General features: G+C 54.0%; 17 protein-coding genes. 7 read left to right on the top strand and 10 right to left on the bottom strand.

Annotated features, from left to right (window positions below; translation table 11 throughout):
* Window positions 1-139: 139 nt before the first annotated feature.
* Window positions 140-604, bottom strand: a complete 465-nt coding sequence (locus BC440_RS22305) for a RidA family protein (protein ID WP_037987824.1) — start codon at window positions 602-604, stop codon at window positions 140-142.
* Window positions 605-831: 227 nt separating this feature from the next.
* On the opposite strand from BC440_RS22305, the gene BC440_RS22300 reads away from it, so the two are divergent.
* From BC440_RS22300 to BC440_RS22290, 3 genes are all read left to right on the top strand, one after another.
* Window positions 832-1,737, top strand: coding sequence for a DMT family transporter (locus BC440_RS22300; RefSeq protein WP_071241441.1), 906 nt, complete (start codon window positions 832-834; stop codon window positions 1,735-1,737).
* A gap of 194 nt (window positions 1,738-1,931) precedes the next feature.
* Window positions 1,932-3,650 carry a phosphoethanolamine--lipid A transferase gene (locus BC440_RS22295; protein ID WP_247643645.1) on the top strand — a complete coding sequence of 573 codons (1,719 nt, stop codon included), beginning with the start codon at window positions 1,932-1,934 and terminating at the stop codon, window positions 3,648-3,650.
* Window positions 3,651-3,717: 67 nt separating this feature from the next.
* A complete protein-coding gene (locus BC440_RS22290; protein WP_071241440.1) occupies window positions 3,718-4,341 on the top strand; it encodes a TetR/AcrR family transcriptional regulator in 624 nt (207 codons plus the stop codon).
* Window positions 4,342-4,517: 176 nt separating this feature from the next.
* On the opposite strand, the gene BC440_RS23215 is transcribed toward BC440_RS22290, so the two are convergent.
* Both BC440_RS23215 and BC440_RS22280 read right to left on the bottom strand, forming a co-directional pair.
* On the bottom strand, window positions 4,518-5,693 hold the full coding sequence (locus BC440_RS23215; protein WP_071241439.1) for a hypothetical protein: 1,176 nt from the start codon (window positions 5,691-5,693) through the stop codon (window positions 4,518-4,520).
* Between the two features lie 144 nt (window positions 5,694-5,837).
* The gene (locus BC440_RS22280) at window positions 5,838-6,263 is read right to left on the bottom strand and encodes a secondary thiamine-phosphate synthase enzyme YjbQ (RefSeq protein ID WP_071241438.1); all 426 of its coding nucleotides are present in this window, start codon (window positions 6,261-6,263) and stop codon (window positions 5,838-5,840) included.
* Between the two features lie 177 nt (window positions 6,264-6,440).
* On the opposite strand from BC440_RS22280, the gene BC440_RS22275 reads away from it, so the two are divergent.
* The 4 genes from BC440_RS22275 to BC440_RS22260 all read left to right on the top strand — a co-directional run bounded on the left by BC440_RS22275 (window position 6,441) and on the right by BC440_RS22260 (window position 9,991).
* On the top strand, window positions 6,441-6,773 hold the full coding sequence (locus BC440_RS22275) for a hypothetical protein (RefSeq protein ID WP_071241437.1): 333 nt from the start codon (window positions 6,441-6,443) through the stop codon (window positions 6,771-6,773).
* 123 nt (window positions 6,774-6,896) lie between these two features.
* A complete protein-coding gene (locus BC440_RS22270) occupies window positions 6,897-7,463 on the top strand; it encodes a plastocyanin/azurin family copper-binding protein (RefSeq protein WP_007091973.1) in 567 nt (188 codons plus the stop codon).
* Between the two features lie 89 nt (window positions 7,464-7,552).
* Window positions 7,553-9,259: a copper resistance system multicopper oxidase gene (locus BC440_RS22265; protein ID WP_071241436.1), complete on the top strand. Its 1,707-nt coding sequence runs from the start codon at window positions 7,553-7,555 to the stop codon at window positions 9,257-9,259.
* A 6-nt stretch (window positions 9,260-9,265) separates the two neighbouring features.
* A complete protein-coding gene (locus BC440_RS22260; protein ID WP_007091971.1) occupies window positions 9,266-9,991 on the top strand; it encodes a copper resistance protein B in 726 nt (241 codons plus the stop codon).
* Between the two features lie 58 nt (window positions 9,992-10,049).
* On the opposite strand, the gene BC440_RS22255 is transcribed toward BC440_RS22260, so the two are convergent.
* The 7 genes from BC440_RS22255 to BC440_RS22225 form a co-directional block, all read right to left on the bottom strand.
* Window positions 10,050-10,883, bottom strand: a complete 834-nt coding sequence (locus BC440_RS22255) for a class III extradiol ring-cleavage dioxygenase (protein WP_071241435.1) — start codon at window positions 10,881-10,883, stop codon at window positions 10,050-10,052.
* Window positions 10,884-11,032: 149 nt separating this feature from the next.
* Window positions 11,033-11,245 carry a DUF3185 family protein gene (locus BC440_RS22250; RefSeq protein ID WP_063093359.1) on the bottom strand — a complete coding sequence of 71 codons (213 nt, stop codon included), beginning with the start codon at window positions 11,243-11,245 and terminating at the stop codon, window positions 11,033-11,035.
* Between the two features lie 183 nt (window positions 11,246-11,428).
* The gene (locus BC440_RS22245) at window positions 11,429-13,063 is read right to left on the bottom strand and encodes an autotransporter outer membrane beta-barrel domain-containing protein (protein ID WP_175484521.1); all 1,635 of its coding nucleotides are present in this window, start codon (window positions 13,061-13,063) and stop codon (window positions 11,429-11,431) included.
* A gap of 419 nt (window positions 13,064-13,482) precedes the next feature.
* Window positions 13,483-15,330, bottom strand: a complete 1,848-nt coding sequence (locus BC440_RS22240; RefSeq protein WP_071241433.1) for an autotransporter outer membrane beta-barrel domain-containing protein — start codon at window positions 15,328-15,330, stop codon at window positions 13,483-13,485.
* A gap of 179 nt (window positions 15,331-15,509) precedes the next feature.
* On the bottom strand, window positions 15,510-16,073 hold the full coding sequence (locus BC440_RS22235; RefSeq protein ID WP_071241457.1) for an isochorismatase family protein: 564 nt from the start codon (window positions 16,071-16,073) through the stop codon (window positions 15,510-15,512).
* 64 nt (window positions 16,074-16,137) lie between these two features.
* Window positions 16,138-16,386 carry a hypothetical protein gene (locus BC440_RS22230; protein WP_071241432.1) on the bottom strand — a complete coding sequence of 83 codons (249 nt, stop codon included), beginning with the start codon at window positions 16,384-16,386 and terminating at the stop codon, window positions 16,138-16,140.
* Window positions 16,379-16,957, bottom strand: a complete 579-nt coding sequence (locus BC440_RS22225) for a hypothetical protein (protein ID WP_071241431.1) — start codon at window positions 16,955-16,957, stop codon at window positions 16,379-16,381. The genes BC440_RS22230 and BC440_RS22225 overlap by 8 nt, the downstream gene beginning before the upstream one ends.
* Window positions 16,958-17,087: the final 130 nt, after the last annotated feature.

Here is a 17,087-nt window from a genome sequence, read left to right as displayed (position 1 = left end):
ATGTGGGCTGGGTTTCTTAAGCATTCCCCATTGAATCAAAAGTCCCCGCCAATGGCGAGGACTTTGTCAGCAGTCTGAAGCCGGGCATGAGCCCGGCTTTTGGATGTTTGCGCGATTTTGTACCCATGGATCGGGGCTATTACGCGACTTCGAAGATGCCGTCGATTTCGACCGCAACGCCGAGCGGCAGGGACGCAACGCCGACGGCGGAGCGGGCGTGTTTGCCAGCATCGCCGAAAACTTCGACCATGGTGTCGGAGGCGCCATTGACGACCTTGGGCTGATCGGTGAAGGCGGGGTCGGAATTGACAAACGCGTTCAGTTTGACGACGCGTTTGACATTATCGAGATCGCCAATCGCGGCGCGGACCTGTGCGATCAGGTTGAGCGCGCAAAGGCGGGCGGCTTTCTGGCCGTCTTCGACCTGATAATCGCGGCCAAGCTTGCCGATGAATTTCAGTTCGCCGTTTTCCATGGTGATCTGACCCGAGACATGCACAAGATTGCCGGAACGGACATAGGGCACGTAATTGGCAACCGGGGCATTTGCCTGGGGCAGGGTGATGCCGAGTTCGGCAAGGCGAGCGTCGATTTTTCCGGCCATGGATTTGATCCTCGTGATTGGGTGTGGCGAAAACGGTTCCAACTTATCGGCCTTGGCGCGCAAACAAAACCATTTCTTTTGTGTGAAATGGTGCGGTGGGGGGAGGCTTGCATCAGCAATGCTGATCGATTGATGAGAAATTTGGATTTGTCATATACCCCAATCCGTCGCACAAGAAAGCCAAGCCGTAAACGGATGGCATAAAACAATCAGGGGACGCGGACGAAATGGGATCAGGACGGTTTAAAATTGCCGATTTGCACGGTGCGTGGCTTGTGCTGATCGGGGTTCTGATCATCAGTCCCGATGCGCTTCTGGTTAGGCTGGTCAAGGCCGATGACATGACGACCGCGTTCTGGCGGTTGCTGATCCTTGGGTCCACACTTGCCCTGATCGCGTTCTGGCGCGGGGTGCGCCGCCGTCAGTCATTGCGCCATGCGATGATGCCGACCCGTGATGAAATGCTGGCCGGGCTGTTTTATGGTGGGACAAGTGCGTGTTTCATCCTGTCGATCCGTAATACCGATGCGGCCAATACATTGGTGATCATTGCCGCGACCCCGTTATTATCGGCCCTGATTGCGGTGTTTGTGTTCAAGCGCGTTCTGGCCGTGCGGACATGGATTGCGTCCGTCGTGGTGTTTGTCTCGCTTGCGGCGATTGTCGGGGCGGGGTTTGGCGGGGCCAATACGCTTGGCGATGTTCTTGCCCTTGGTACGGCGATCTGCATGGCGTGTTATTTCAATGTGGTCGGTACGCGCATTCATATCGATGCGGTGCGTGCGATGATGGTGGGGGCGTTTCTGGCGACCCTGATCATGGTGCCAAGCGCCAGCCCGATGGCGCTTCAACCGCTTGATCCGATTTGGTTGATCCTGCTGGGTTGTGTGGTGTTGCCGCTGTCGTTTCTGTTCATTACCGCCGGGGCCAAGAAAATCCCGGCGGCCGAGGCCGGGCTGATCATGCTGAACGAGGCGATTTTCGGATCGCTTCTGGTGTGGCTGGTGATTGACGAGGTGCCCAGCCGCACGACGCTTATTTGCGGGTCAATCGTGATCGTCACACTGGCGACGCACAGTTACCTTGGACTTCGGCAAAGCAGAATGCGCAAGCGGGCAGCCAAAACCGCCTGAACCCCCTTTTCCAAAGGCAGGAAAGCACCGTTCAGGTTGCTGTCAGTTTCGATTGATAGCAATCGGGGGCCGGTTGGTTTGACCGGTTGCCCCACGTGATCGGGTTGATCCCGGCATTGTTGGTCCGGTTGCCAAACGCGGACACATATTGCAGCGCAGACGTGGGGCATTTGCCCCCTTTTGTGCGAGTGCCGATGTCCCGTTTCAGCCTTCCTGTTCGCTTTTTTAACCGGATGCGATTGCGTTTTTCGCCGATTGATTATCGTTTTGTCATTGTCGGGCTGGCGGTTTATTTCGCGCTTGTTCTGAACTGGAAGGTTCTGGGGCATTTTTATAGCATTCTTGGGCAGCTTGATGCCTATGACCTTGGCTTTGCGGCCAGTGCGCCGTTTGTTTTGCTGCTGGGGTCCATCGTTTTATTCACGCCGTTTTCGTTCAGATACCTTTTGAAGCCGTTTTTTGCCCTGCTGATTTTGACCGGCGCGCTTGCGAATTATGCGATGGTCAAATACGGCATCGTGTTTGACCGCGGCATGATTGAAAATGTGGTCGAAACCAATTCCGCCGAAGCGTTTTCGTATCTGAACATGCAATCGGCGATCTGGTTTATCGGGACCGGGATCGTGCCGGTGATCTTGCTGTTCCTGCTGCCGGTGCGCTATCCGCGCAGTGTTTTGCGCGGGTTTGTGCAACGGGTGGCGATGATGGCGGTGCCACTGGTGCTTTTTGGCGGGATTGCCGGGCTTTATTTCAAGGATTACGCATCGGTCGGGCGCAATCACAAGGTGCTGGGCAAGGAAGTTTCGCCGGTCAATTACGTGACGGGCAGTATTCAGTATGTCAAACGGCGCTATGTATCGTCATCGATGCCATTCCAGACGGTCGGCAATGACGCCCATCAGGTGGTGAAGGTCGCGGGCAACGGCAAGCCGACCCTGATGTTCCTGGTGATCGGGGAAACCGCACGGGCGCAAAGTGTGCAGGCCAATGGCTATGCCCGCCCGACATCAGAATTCACCCAGAAAATACCGGGAATGCTGGCGTTTCAGGATGTGCGGTCCTGCGGGACGGCAACGGCGGTTTCAGTGCCGTGCATTTTTTCGATCATGGATCATGCCAATTACAATGGCGAGGTCGCCAGCCATAGCGAAAGCCTGATGGATGTGGTGGCGAAGGCCGGTGTTTCGGTGTTCTGGAAGGAAAATGACGAAGGCTGCAAAGGGGCGTGTGACCGCATCCCCAATGTTGACATCAAACCCGAAGATTTCCCGCAATATTGCGCCAACGGCACCTGCCATGACGAGGTGATGCTGGACGGGCTTGACGAACAGATTGCCGCGATGGCGGGCGACCGGCTGGTGACCCTGCATCTGATGGGCAGCCACGGGCCGACCTATTACAAACGTTATCCCGATGAACACCGGTTTTTCACCCCCGACTGCCCGCGCAGCGATATTGAAAACTGCACGCAGCAGGAGCTGATCAATACCTATGACAACACGATCCGCTATACCGACTTTGTGATTTCAAGGCTGGTGGAACGGTTGCAGTCCTATCAGGACCGATACAATACCGTGCTGCTGTATGTGTCCGATCATGGGGAATCGCTTGGCGAAAGCGGCATGTATCTTCATGGCGCGCCATACATGTTTGCCCCGGACGAACAGACGCGGGTGCCGATGTTTGTCTGGGCGTCGGACGGGTTTGTCGCCGATCACGGGATCAATCGCGTCTGTCTTAGCGATCAGGCCAGAACCGGCAGCTTTTCGCATGACAATGTGTTTTCAACCGTGCTGGGCGTGATGGGGGTTGAAACATCGGTCTATCGCAAGGGGCAGGATATCTTTGCTCCTTGCGAAAACGCCACCTATCAGGCCGAGCTTGAAACACATCCCGAAATGACAGGCAATTGACAGCGGCAGGCATCAGGTTTAATTGAGTATGCTCATTGAGTGTGCTCAATTAAGCAGGGGATGTCTTATGCAGACCGGTGTGAACCGCCGTGCGACCAAACGCGAACAGACGCGTGAAAACATCCTGATCGCGGCGCGCAAATGCTTTGACGCGCAGGGTTATGACGGGACATCCACGCGCGAAATCGCCAGGGAAGCCGGGGTTGCCGAAGGCACGATTTTCAGCCATTTCCCGACCAAGGAAGAATTGCTGATCTCCAGTGTGGGCGACCATCTGGCTGATGCGATCAAGCAGGGGCTGCATACGATGGAGCCCGAATGGTGCTTTGTCGACAAGCTGATGCATATCGCATCCTATCGCTTTGCGCAGATCGCGTTGCAGCCGGGACTTTGGCAGGTGATTTTGCAGCAATTGGTGTTTTCACCGCGCAAGGGGGCGGTCAAGGAGCTGATGCGCGGTAGCGGCCTGATTGATGCGGTGATGCGCCTGATCGAGGATGCGCAGCTTGACGGGGAGCTGAACCCGGCAATCGAACCCGAGGCGATCCACAAAACCGTTATCGCGCTGTTTTTATTCACCATCCATGAACATGTCGGGGCGGAGAATTACGATTGCGAAGACATGTGCGCGACATTGCGCGACCTGCTTGATACCCAGATCAGGGGTATCTGGCTGTCGCAGTTAGCATAGATATGACTATGCCAATATGCATGAAAAACAGGCTAATACCGTAATCCAAATTTTTTGATTCTTCGATTAATATGCGAACTATGTCGTAGCAAAGAGAAGATCATAGAAGTGAAAAAGGCCTACCCCGACAAAAAGATCGTTTTCATTTCTTGCCGAGGTAGGTCGGTTAAATCAGGCTATGCTGAGGTCGCAGCTGTTTCCAACTGGCAACTTCCTTCGATGCAGTTTGTGGTAACGCCGTGTGCATATTGGATGAATTCAACCAGGCTAAGCCCAATTGTGACGATTTCAAGCACTAGCGCAATGCCATCTGTGGCAATCCAAGCGGCAATAGTTGCTAAGGCAACAATCGCAAGTTTTAAGGCGTCCCACCAGCCTAAAGAACCGGCAAGAGCGGAAACAATTGATTTGAGTATGTCACCTGACTCCCAAATCAGCGAAATCAATTTGAAGACTTGTTCCGCGTTGGCCTTTAATTTTCCGGTTGCCTTCAAGTCGGATGCAATTATTTTTATATCTTGAATGAATTTCCCCCCGACTCTTTGTATCGCGGCCTTCACGGAATTGATCTGAGGGTTGCCGAAAGTTGTTCTGTAACCCATTAATGAGACTACTAGTGAAATTGCGCTGAGGCACATGCCTGCGCAATTCAAGGCGCAATCCGATGAGACCGTTGTCGGCTCCGGGGAAGAAAAGTCTGTGACGTCGTTGAAAAATTGGCTCAGTTGACCCAGTTCATCGTCTTGTGGCGTTGTGCAGTTGACGATGTTCATGATGATTTGCTGCGCATATTGCTGTAGATCAGATTGATAGGTTGGGTACATATCCCCGAGCTTCACAATTGCTTTATTCAAGTGAATGCCAAACTGGTATTTTTCCCAGGGCCCAGCAGTGTATTGACAATTGACTGTGCCAGCGCCTGCACCGTTGAATTTGGTAACTCCTGTGCCATCTGTACGGAGGAAAACGTTGGGAAAGGCGTTCGACTCAATTGTACCTTGGCAACTATTAGCCGGACCGTCGCATGCGCAAGTTACGTTGAATTTTTCCCAAGGCCCGGCAGTGTACTGGCAATTGACCGTCCCCGCACCTGCACCATTAAACTTGGTAACACCGGTGCCATCCATTCGTAAGAAGACATTCGGGAAAGAAAAAGACTGAAATGATACCGTTCCGTCATCGTTGCGTATGAGATTGTATAATTCCCACGGTCCGGCAGTGTATTGACAATTGACTGTGCCAGAACCAGCGCCATTAAACTTGGTCACACCTGTACCATCCATGCGGACGAAAACTTCTGGGAAGGTAATTGAACCGATAGAGACAGGAAATGAGAGATTGTCTAAGCTCATTGTTTCTACTCCAGATTGATTTATTCATCGAAATGGAGTTTATATTGCTTTTTTTAAATCAAAAGTTTTATTTATAAATTCTAATGTAAAAGTTTCCACCTTCAAGAGATTTCAATGAAAAGAGCTGAAATTGAGTTGCTCAAATTACTCTTCCCCGATCAGATGCAGGGTGATCTGGCGGTGATGCGGGGCGTGGCGATGTTCGAACAGGTAAATGCCCTGCCATGTGCCCAGAACCGCACGACCGTTTGTGACCGGGATGGTCAGTGACACATCGGTCAGCGCAGCCCGGATGTGGGCGGGCATATCGTCCGGCCCCTCGGCGGTGTGGCGATAGAGGCTGGGGTTTTCTTCGACCAGCCGGGCAAAGAAGGTTTCAAGATCAAGCACGACATCGGGATCGGCGTTTTCCTGGATCGTCAGGCTGGCGGATGTATGACGGCAATAGATCGTCACCTCACCGGTTTTGATGCCGGTTTGCTGTATCCATGACTGGACCTGATCGGTGATTTCAAGCAGGCCCTGTCCGGTGGTGCTGATTTCAAGGGTGGTCTGGTTTTGCGACAGCATGGGGCATTCCGTCTTGCGAGGTTGATGTCTGAAAATGATCGTAATCGCCGGGGTGAACAATAACAAGGGCACCTAATCTTTTGAAATATAAGGATATGCGGCGTGCCGCAATATTGCCACTTGACGTTGCCCGTTGCCGGGCATAACGATTTGGGCGTTTACATTTGATCGGAAGCCATGTTGCGTTTCATTTCCTGCACACTTGTGATCCTGATGAGCCTGACAGTTTTGCTGTCGGTCAGCGGGAACGTGCGGGCGCATTCCGGCCATGACGGCAACAGCCATCATGACATGGTCAGCGATATGGATGACATGTCCAAGCCGTTTTCCCACGATCCGTTTTCATCCCATGCCGATATTTGCGGCATGACGGTCTGCGGGCCGTTTGTCGAGGAACTGGTCGATCTGGTATCGGTCACGCTTGTGGTTTCACAAGCTGCATTCTGGATCACGGAGCGTTCGTTCGTTTCGATTGAGGCAGATGGCAGCTACAAGCCGCCGCGCGCCTGAAAATAGTCCCGTCTTTGTCTTAAATGCCGTCATCTGGTCGTCCGTTTCGGGGATCAGTGCAGCTTGCGCAGATGTTTGTGCAGCAACGGCAATCATTCTGACGACTATTTTCAGGAGCATGATATGCCCAACGTCAAATCGAATTTTCTTACCCGTATTGCCGTTTCAACCGCGATTGCAGGTGTCCTGCTGAGCGCACCGCTTGCCTTTGCAAGCCCGGGACATGGTCAGGGACATGGTTCGGTCGCCCCGGAAATCGGTGCGCCGGGAAATGCCGCCGATGTTACCCGCACCATCAAGGTTGTTATGGAAGACAATTTCTTTGATGCGGAGACCATCGAAGTCCGTGCCGGTGAAACCATCCTTTTCCAGATTGAAAACAAGGGTGAGTTTGTTCACGAGTTCAATATCGGCACGGCCGCCATGCATGCCAGCCACCAGAAAGAAATGATGATGATGATGGAGCATGGCGCGCTGGATGTGGACAAGATCCATATGGACATGATGAAAATGGATATGGGGAACGGTATGACCATGGAACATGACGACCCCAACAGCGTCCTTCTTGAACCCGGCCAGACCGCCGAGATCATCTGGACGTTCCCAGCGGATGCGGAGCTTGAATTCGCCTGCAACGTACCGGGCCACTATGAAAGCGGCATGATGGGCAAAGTCCGTCTGAAGTCATAAGCCGGTCGGTTCGAAGTGCCAGAGGCGGGGCGGTACCTTGCCGTCCCTGAGGCCTCTGGCGTTTCCGCAAGTTTTTGGGAATCCATTAAATGAAAATCAACTATGTCAAAGGCGTCCTTGCCGGGGCGCTGGCGATGGTTGCCCTGTCGACGGGAAGTCAGGCGGCGACCTATGACCTGACGGTCGATTATGTCACCATCGATACCGGAGATACCAAGACAAAGGGTATCGGCTATAACGGGGCATCCCCCGGACCGACACTTCGTTTCAAGGAAGGCGAAGAGGCGGTGATCAATGTCACCAACAATCTGAAAGAGGCCACCTCGATCCATTGGCATGGTCTTATCCTGCCCTATCAGATGGATGGGGTGCCGGGCATCAGTTTCCCCGGTATCGAACCGGGTGAAACATTCACCTATCGCATTCCGGTCAAACAGAGCGGCACATACTGGTTCCACAGCCATTCCGGTTTTCAGGAGCCGGACGGAGCCTATGGTTCGATCATCATCGAGCCGGAAAAACGCGAGCCGTTCAAATTTGACCGCGAATATGTGGTGGTCCTGAAAGACAAGCATCCCCATTCGGGCGATCGCATTCTGCGCAATCTGAAAATGATGCCGGACTATTACAACCGCAAACAGCGGACCCTTGGCGACTTCATCGATGATCTATCGAAGAACGGTCTGGGTGCGACGTTGTCAGAACGCGGCGACTGGGGTTCCATGCGGATGATGCGGACCGACATCGAGGATGTGCAGGGGTTTGTCGGCCTGATCAATGGCATGTCACCCGATCAGAATTGGACCGGATTGTTCAAGCCCGAAGAACGGGTGCGGCTTCGTTTCATCAATGCGTCGGCGATGACCTATTTCGATGTCCGGATGCCGGGGCTTGAAATGACCGTGGTGCAGGCAGATGGCAATAACGTGCAGCCGGTCAAGGTTGACGAGTTCCGCATTGCGGTTGCCGAAACCTATGACGTGATTGTCCAGCCAAAGGACGACAAGGCCTATCCGATTTTGGCGGAATCCATGGGGCGGTCGGGCCATGCCTTTGCCACCCTGGCCCCGCGCGCCGGAATGCGGGCCGAGATGCCGGAATTGCGCACGGAATCACCGATGCTGACCATGGCCGATATGGGCATGGCGCATGGGGATATGGGCCATGGCGATATGGCGGGCATGAATCATGGTGCTGCTGCCACCGACAGCGGATCGCAAGGATCGATGCCCGGAATGGATCATTCGAATATGGCCGGAATGGATCATTCCAATATGGATATGGACGAGAAGGCCGATCCGTTCTATGCGGCGGGCAGTGGCCTTGTTCCGGCGGCAGCCAATGGCGGCAGGTTCCTGTCCTATAGCGATCTGAAAGCGCAGAAACCGCTTTATGCAGAACGTCCGGCCACCCGCGAGATCGAGCTTCGCCTGACCGGAAACATGGAACGGTATAGCTGGTCGATCAATGGCGTGAAATACGAAGATGCCGAGCCGATCCGCCTGAAATACGGGGAACGTGTCCGGTTCAAATTCGTCAATGAAACCATGATGACCCATCCGATGCATCTGCATGGGATGTGGTCGATCCTTGATACGGGGCAGGGTAAATGGAACCCGGTCAAACATACGATCAGCATCAATCCGGGCACCACGGTTTATTCCGAAACCGAGGTTGATGAACCGGGCGAATGGGCATTCCACTGTCATCTGAGCTATCACATGGCAACCGGCATGTTCCGCAAGGTCGTGGTCGAAGGCGGCCCGGCAGTCACACAGCTTGAGAGCGGGAATTGATCCATCATGAAAAAACTTGATCTGATGCTGATCGGCGGGGGTGTCGCATTGGCACTCGGCCCGTTCGCGCGTGCCGGTATGGCGATGGATGCCAGTATTTATTACGGCTTTCAGGCCGAACAGTTTGAATATCGTGTCGGTGATGAAAGCGAAAAGCGCCTTGTCTGGGATGCGGATGCCTTTGTGGGCACGGACGAACTCAAACTGCGCTGGCAGGGGGAGGGCGAACGTGACCTTGATGCGGATAGTTACGAGAAACTTGAAAACCGGTTTGTCCTGCAAACCCCGATCAGCGACTTTTTCGATGCCAAGGGGGGCGTGCGTGTTGATACCCCCGAGGGGGCTGATCGCTGGTATGGCACGGTCGGCATTGTCGGACTGGCCCCGCAATGGTTTGAAGTCGATGCCGATCTGTTTGTCAGCGAGACGGGCGATGGTTCAGCAAGGCTTGATGTCGAATATGAAGGGCTTCTGACCAACCGTTTGATCCTCACACCATCGTTCGAGATCAATGCGGCCTTCTCGGAAGATCGCGAGATCGAAGTCGGCAAGGGGATTTCCAGCGCCGAGTTCGGCTTGCGACTGAGCTATGACCTGATTGATCGCGCCATCGTACCCTATGTCGGTGTTGCCTATGAACGGAAGTTCGGGGATACCGCCGATTTTGCCAAGCATGACGGCGAGGATTATGAGGCAACCTATATCGTCACGGGCATTCGCCTGATGTTCTAGACAAAAGGCCGGGAGGTGACGTCTCCCGGCCTTCTTGTTCTGGTCTGAATATGTTCGTTCAGGCCGCTTGCTGGATGCTTTGGGGATCGTCAAAGCGAAGTGCGGTCATGGCAAGGTTGCCGAATTCAAAACTGTCATGCAGGGTTTCGGGCACGAAACCCTCGTCCGCTGCACCGAGTGCCACATAAAACGGCATCAGGTGATCGTCTTCGGGGTGGGCCATGGCGGCGTGCGGGGCCTGTGCGCGGTAATCAAGCAGGGCATTGATATCACGGGTGGCCAGTTTGGCCAGCATCCAGTTGGTAAATTCCTGCGCCCACGGATCAATCGGGCCTTCGTTGCGATCAAGGGCGCGTAGATTGTGGGTCATTGCCCCGCTGCCGATCACCAGAACGCCCAGATCGCGCAAGCCGCGCAGTTTTTTACCCAGTTCAAAATGATCTGCCGGGCTGCCATGGGCCAGAATGGAGAGCTGAAATACCGGGATATCGCCACCGGGGCGGGCGATGATCAATGGCATCCATGCACCGTGATCAAGACCGCGCGCGGCATCGGTGGCGGCCCCGATCAGACCGGCGATTTCGGATGCCAGTGCGGGATCGCCCGCAACATCATAATGCAGGTCATAAAGCGGTTTGGGAAAGCCGTAAAAATCGTGGATGGTTTCCGGGCGGGCTGCGGTCGAGATGGTCGGTGTCGCGGTCTGCCAATGGGCCGATATGATCAGGAGGGCGCGCGCGCCATCAAACTGATTGCCAAGATCGCGGGCAAAGAAATCGAATGCCGGGGTGCTTTGACGCGCGACCAGCATCGGCGATCCGTGCGAGATGAAGATCGGCGCGAGATTGTCCTGCGGGGTGGCAGAAACAGAGGGGGCAACGGGACTGGTCATGGTGGGGCACCTCGACATTCACAAAACATTGATTGCGAATATGTGCCTGTTTGGTTCACCTGACCAGTCACCGTTCGTCAACAGTGTGTTGCCATCACCCGCGAAAGGGCGGTTTGGGGAAACAATGACAACAGCCGGATCGGGAAGGATCAGCGGGCCTTGGCACCAAACATCATCATGATGAAGCCCCCGACTGCGGCGGCACCACCGGCGATGAGATACCAGAGCGTTTCATCGGTGTAGCTGCCAAGGAAGGTTTCGGAAAGCTGATCGGCGGCACTATCGGATGCGTTGAGACCAACGATCAAAAGAGCAATGCCGATGACGCAGATGACGATGCCGGCAATACGACTGATGGGCATTGGGGGCTCCTGTTATTTTTGTTTGCGTTTGCGCGTGTCCCGAAATCGGGATTTGTGTAACAGAGATCACAACGCGGCTTTTGCGCAGTTGTTCCCGCGGGTAAATAATTGATCTGGCTGGATGTATGGTGAAACGCAAAACCCCCGGCCTGTGGCCGGGGGCTTCTGGTTGCGTGCCTGCGATCAGAAAGGCATCGATATCTGGATTTCGAGCCTGCTGGTGTCGGTATCGTCATCATCATTGGCAACCGACATCATGTGGCTGAATGCAAGTTCGCTGCTCATCCTGCCGGTATCAAAGCCCAAACCGGTGCGGATACGCTGACTGCCATATTCGTTGAGGTTGCTGGCAAAGAACGGTTTGACGATCCCGATGGAGCGGCCATCATCGTCAACAAGTTCAAAGCCGTAAACGAGAGTGCCGCCGATGGTGTATTCGTTATAGTCCGAACGACCGGCAAGATAGTTGCCTTCAAGGGCGGCACTCAGACCGGTAACAGAGTCAGACAGTCGGACACCACCACCAATTTCAAACGCGGTTTTGTCATTGTTGATTTCATCGGTGAAGTCATGAACCAGACCGGTTTCGATGAAAGGCGTCACGGTCAGGGTCGGGGTTGGCGCAAGATCGTAAGCGGCTTCGATGGCTGGTCTGATCTGCCGGGTGTTCGAGGTCGTGCCGGCAACGGCGGTGTTGTTGCTTTCGGTGTAACCATCAACCGTTTTGCGTGCGGCAATAAAGGCCACGGACGGTGTCAGAGAGAGTGGCACGGTTTCGTGCGGGCGGATCATGTAGGAAGTATTGAGCTGGGCGTACCAGATGTCAGATTCCGTGTTGCCGGAAGCCGCATTGTTATCGCGCGTCACATCAATGTCGCCCATGCCAAAGCCTGCCTGGCCGGAAATGGTCAGTCCGTTGACGGGGGTGTAGATCGCATAGGGTGAAACAACCCATCCCTCTTCCTGATAGGAGCCGTTATTGAAGGATGTGGTCAGGTCGGTATCGTTATAGCCAAGCGACAGACCCGCCGTCAGGCTTTCGGCAAACCGGTAATCCAACCCGACATTGTAGCCCCAGACATCACCGTCATAGCGGCTGTCGGTGGTGCCATTGACATAGTCGTTATCGACCGACGTGTATGATCCGTGGCCCCAAATCGTGAAGGGGGATGCGGTTTCAAACGCGGCGCGGCCGTCAACACCACTGGCACCGCCTTTATTGCCCTGATCTGTCGGGCCAAGGCCCAGCATGTGCATGCCTTCACCGGTCGAGCTATCAAAGCTTCCCATCATGGCGATGCGGCGCAGGGCGTTATCATCGTCGGTCAGGTTGGTGGCGCTGCGGTGGTAGACCGGGTCATAGACAAGATTGGCATTTGTATCATTGTCATCACTGTTTCCGGCGCTACCGCTTCCGGTGCCAATCCCGCCGCCGGAGGTCGATCCGCCCGTTGCGGCACCAGCCGGGGTGCCAACAGCGGAAAGTCGAGCACCAATATTCTGTGAGATCACGGTCGTCTGGGAACGTGACACAGATGATACGACGGTCGAAGATGTTGTGGACTGGCTTTTTTCGCTTGATCCGGAAGTTGGCGCTACCGCTTCGGCGCAGGATATGTCCAATAAGAGGGACGGAACGACACCGTTATTGATTGTCACGTTTAACCGACCGCCGGTCGTGTCGCGTGGGATGGTAATCGTTTCGGTCACTGTATCGCTGGCAGCGACTGTGCCGCTTCGCGTGATCACCTGGTTGCCGTTGGCGCTGTCTGTATAGGTAAAGACATAAGGTATACCGACGACATTGTTGTTTGTCATTGTGACCTTTGGCGTTTCGTTTACTTCGAACGCCGAAGTCGCACCATTTACGCCGTTTGTGCTGCCGTTAAACGACCACGCCGTACAGCCTGCACTTTTTGCATACGCTTCAGTGGAAATAATTGATGCTGCGCCTATCAGTGCCATCCCCAGCACGACTGGTCTCTTTAGAAGAGATACTTTCCATTTGCCCATAATATGCCCCCTGGAATCGTCTTTCGCGTGTTTCGCCGTTCTTTTGCTGGTTTTAGAAAACAGAGAATGACGCGCATGGGTTGATTTATAAGTAGAGAATTCACTTAATTGCAAGATGTTACGTACACGATGTTAAAGCAGGCGTAAGCGAGGCTTTGGCCAATCAGTTGCCAGCGAGGTAATGAGCGGGCAATGTCGGGTTTGACCGCGTCGCCCGCCAGAGATCAGAACGGCATCGATATTTGGATTTCTAGCCTGCTGGTATCGGTGTTGTCATCGTCGTCATTGGCAATCGACATCATGTGGCTGAGTGCAAGTTCGCTGGTAAGCGGACCGGTATCAAAGCCAAATCCGGTGCGGATGCGCTGATTGCCATATTCGTTGAGGTTGCTGGCAAAGAATGGCGTGACGATCCCAAGGGATCGGCCATCATCCCCAACAAGTTCAAAGCCATAGGTGATTGTGCCGCCGATGGTGTATTCGGTGTAATCCGCACGCCCGGCAAGATAGTTGCCTTCAAGGGCTGCATTCAGCCCGGTGATGCTGTCAGACAGTCGTACACCGCCGCCGATATTGAACGCGGTTTTGTCATTGTTGATTTCATCGGTGAAATCATGAACCAGACCGGTTTCAAGGAAGGGCGATATGGTCAGGCTTTGGGTCGGGGTGAAGTCATAGGCGGCCTCGATCGCCGGTCTGATCTGCCGGGTGTTGGATCGGCTTGTATCATTGTTTGTGCCATCGCTTTCACGATAGGCATCAACCGTCTTGCGTGCGGCGATAAAGGCCAGTGACGGGGTGAGGGACACGGGCAGGGTATCAATCGGGCGGATCCGATAAGAGGTGGTCAGGGCGGCATACCACATGTCAGATTCCGTATTGCCCGATACCGCACCATTGTCGCGGGTGACGTCAATATCGCCCATGCCATATCCGGCTTCGCCCGTGATGGTCAGGTTTTCAATTGGTCGATAGATGACATAGGGCGATGCGACCCAGCCGGTTTCCTGATAGCTGCCATTGTTAAACGATGTGGTCAGGTCGGTATCGTTATAGCCAAGCGACAGACCGGCAATCAGGGCATCGGCAAAACGGTAATCCAGCCCGACATTGTAACCCCAGACATCACCGTCATAGCGGCTGTCAGTGGTGCCACTGACATGGTCGTTATCGACCGCAGTAAAGGAACCGTGGCCCCAGACGGTAAAGGGCGTGGTTGCGGCGAAGGCCGCACGTCCGTCAATGCCGCTGGCACCGCCAACATCGCCCTGATCTGTCGGGCCAAGGCCCAGCAGGTTCATGCCCTGTCCGGTGGAGCTATCGAAGCTTCCCATCATCGCGATACGGCGCAGGGCATCATCTTGGTCGGTGATGCTGTTGGTGTTGCGATCATCATCGGGCGTTGTGCCGGTCAGGCTGGTGCGATGGGTGCTGGTTTCGGCCATTGAGGCGGTTCGGGCGGGGACGTTATCGGTATTGGTATTGTTGGCAGTACTGATCATCGAGGAAATCCGCGCGCTGATATTCTGTTGAATGACCGTGGTTTGGGAGCGCGAGACGGCATTTACAACGGCGGAGGTGGTGCTGGCGGAGGATGTTGATGCCGCGACCGGTGCCGATCCGGCAACGCAGGTTGCGGTTATGTTGTACGTCGCGCCAAGGGCCTTTATGAAAAGCTGGCCGTCTGTCGTATCGGCCGGGATTTGCAGGGTGAGGGTGACAGTGTCGCCAATGATGGTGCTGCCGGGCGTGACCGCCCGCGAATTGGCGGCGTTATCGTTGTCGGTATAGGTGAAGGTGTAGTTGTTTGGCGAATTGCCGCTTTGATGTGTGAAGGTGACCTTGGCGACCTCCCACGCGTTATAAGAACCGGTGCCTGCAATGCCATCGTTGGTGCTTGTCAGGTTCCAATCACTGCAACCCAGGCTAATTGCGAGGGCGACGTTGGCGAAGGGCAGCGATAATCCCGTCAGGGCCAGCGCACAAAGCCCTTTTTTCACAACAGATTTGCACGCGGCGAGGTGCGAACGATCAGATCGTTCCTGTTTGAAGGTGCTTCTGATCTTATTCATTGTTCGCCATGCCCATACCCTTTTTGATCGGTGCCGATAGATCGGTCCGTTGCAAGAGCTTTAAGGGCGGCGCATTGTGGGGGCTATGCTTAAAGGGGGGGATTGTGTCGTTTCTTGACGATAAGTGGATAGGTTTTGCGCAAAGCGGATAGAGGCCTGATTTTCGGGCCGCATTATCGTTATGCGGGCAGGGCGGCAATCACATCATCCGTCGTCGAAAGCGTGCAATATTCCGACCCCAGAACCGCGGCAAACAGGTCAAACACGGTTTGCGCATCGTGACGGATACCCTTGGCGTCGGTCACGTCAATCGCGGTGGTGGCATCAAGCGGCAGGATGGCGTCAAAACCCAGACAATGGGCGACGCGGATCGAGGCATCCATCGAATTGTGGATGACGACGCCGGTAAAAATCAGGCGGGTAATGCCATGATCGTGCAGGTATTTTTCAAGATCGGTGGCGATGAAGGCGCAATTGACGTTTTTGGCAATCACCGGTTCGTCGGCCAGCGGGGCGACTTCGGGTTTGATCGCGTTGCCCGGCCCATCGGTGTGATAGGTCGAGGCGGGATTGGGTTCGTCATGACGGATATGGATCACCGGAAGGCTGGCTGCGCGAAAACCAGCCAGCAGATCGACGATTTTATCGACATAGCCGGGATTGTTTTTTGACGCCCATTTCGGATTGTCGATGGCCTTTTGCACGTCGAGGATGATGAGGGCGGTTTCTTTTGTGTATGTCATCTTCACCAAAAACAAAAAGCCTCAGCTTAAGCCAAGGCTCTTGTAAAGGAAAATCGCGACGGAGCTACTTTAGATCGTGACAGTCGCTATCGTTCAGATCCTCTTCATCAAGGTCTGAATCCATCAGGATTGCATATTCATGAGATGCATCCCAAGACTGCCATTGTTCGTCACTGATCTCGTCAACAAGGGTCTTAACTTCCGGGCTGTAGACTTGTTCAGCACGCTTTTGCGCAGCAGTAACCTGTTTTGCGATGTCGTCAGACTGATCGACTGCAAAATCAACTTTCTCTGCCAAAATGCTGCTAGCCATGTTCTAGCTCCTTACCCAAGTAGATTCCGCAAGCCCCTCTTAGAGCAAACGGGGTGAATCCGTACTTTTCATATATATCAGAGTCAATAGGATTCTTTATCAAGACTCTTCTGCATCCCAGCAATCTTGCATACTCATATGCGCACGCCAGAGTGGGCAACAAGATGCCACCTCGAAAGTAGTTTGGGGCAAAAGACCTCTCTATCCAGTTAATGGTCAGGTGGGTCTTGCCCCGTGAGGGTCTTCCTATACATAGTCCTTGAAGAACGTCTTCGCCAGCAATGTGTTGCCAGATTGCCAAATCGAAGAAAGACGGTCGATATGAAAATTTGTGATAAATTTCAGGCCAACCGATTGGAAAACCATTGAAATTTGGCGCGTTACTATAGTGCTTGGGCCACTCAATTCGGGCAAAGTCCAATGCGTTTTTCTTTACTGAGGACAGAGTAACAATATCCCAGCTATGCGGTCCGCCAGTTTTTCGGAAACGCTTGATAAAGCTATCTGCAACCTTTTGACGACTGATAAATTTCAAATGGTCGTAATAAGCCGCAGGGTTGCTATCAAGCATACAATACCTCGCATATAGATGATATTTTTCTAAATAATGATGCGCATGATTGTGTTTTGTCAACCTTGGGGCGAAACAAAACCGGCCGGGAAATTAATCCCGGCCGGTTTTTATTAAATCCGTTTTGCGG

Origin of the sequence: Thalassospira sp. MIT1004, assembly GCF_001858545.1 — a bacterium.
Classification (GTDB): Bacteria; Pseudomonadota; Alphaproteobacteria; order Rhodospirillales; family Thalassospiraceae; genus Thalassospira; species Thalassospira xiamenensis.
Note: the sequence above shows the minus strand (reverse complement) of the source record. Positions and strands in the feature narration are given on the sequence as shown.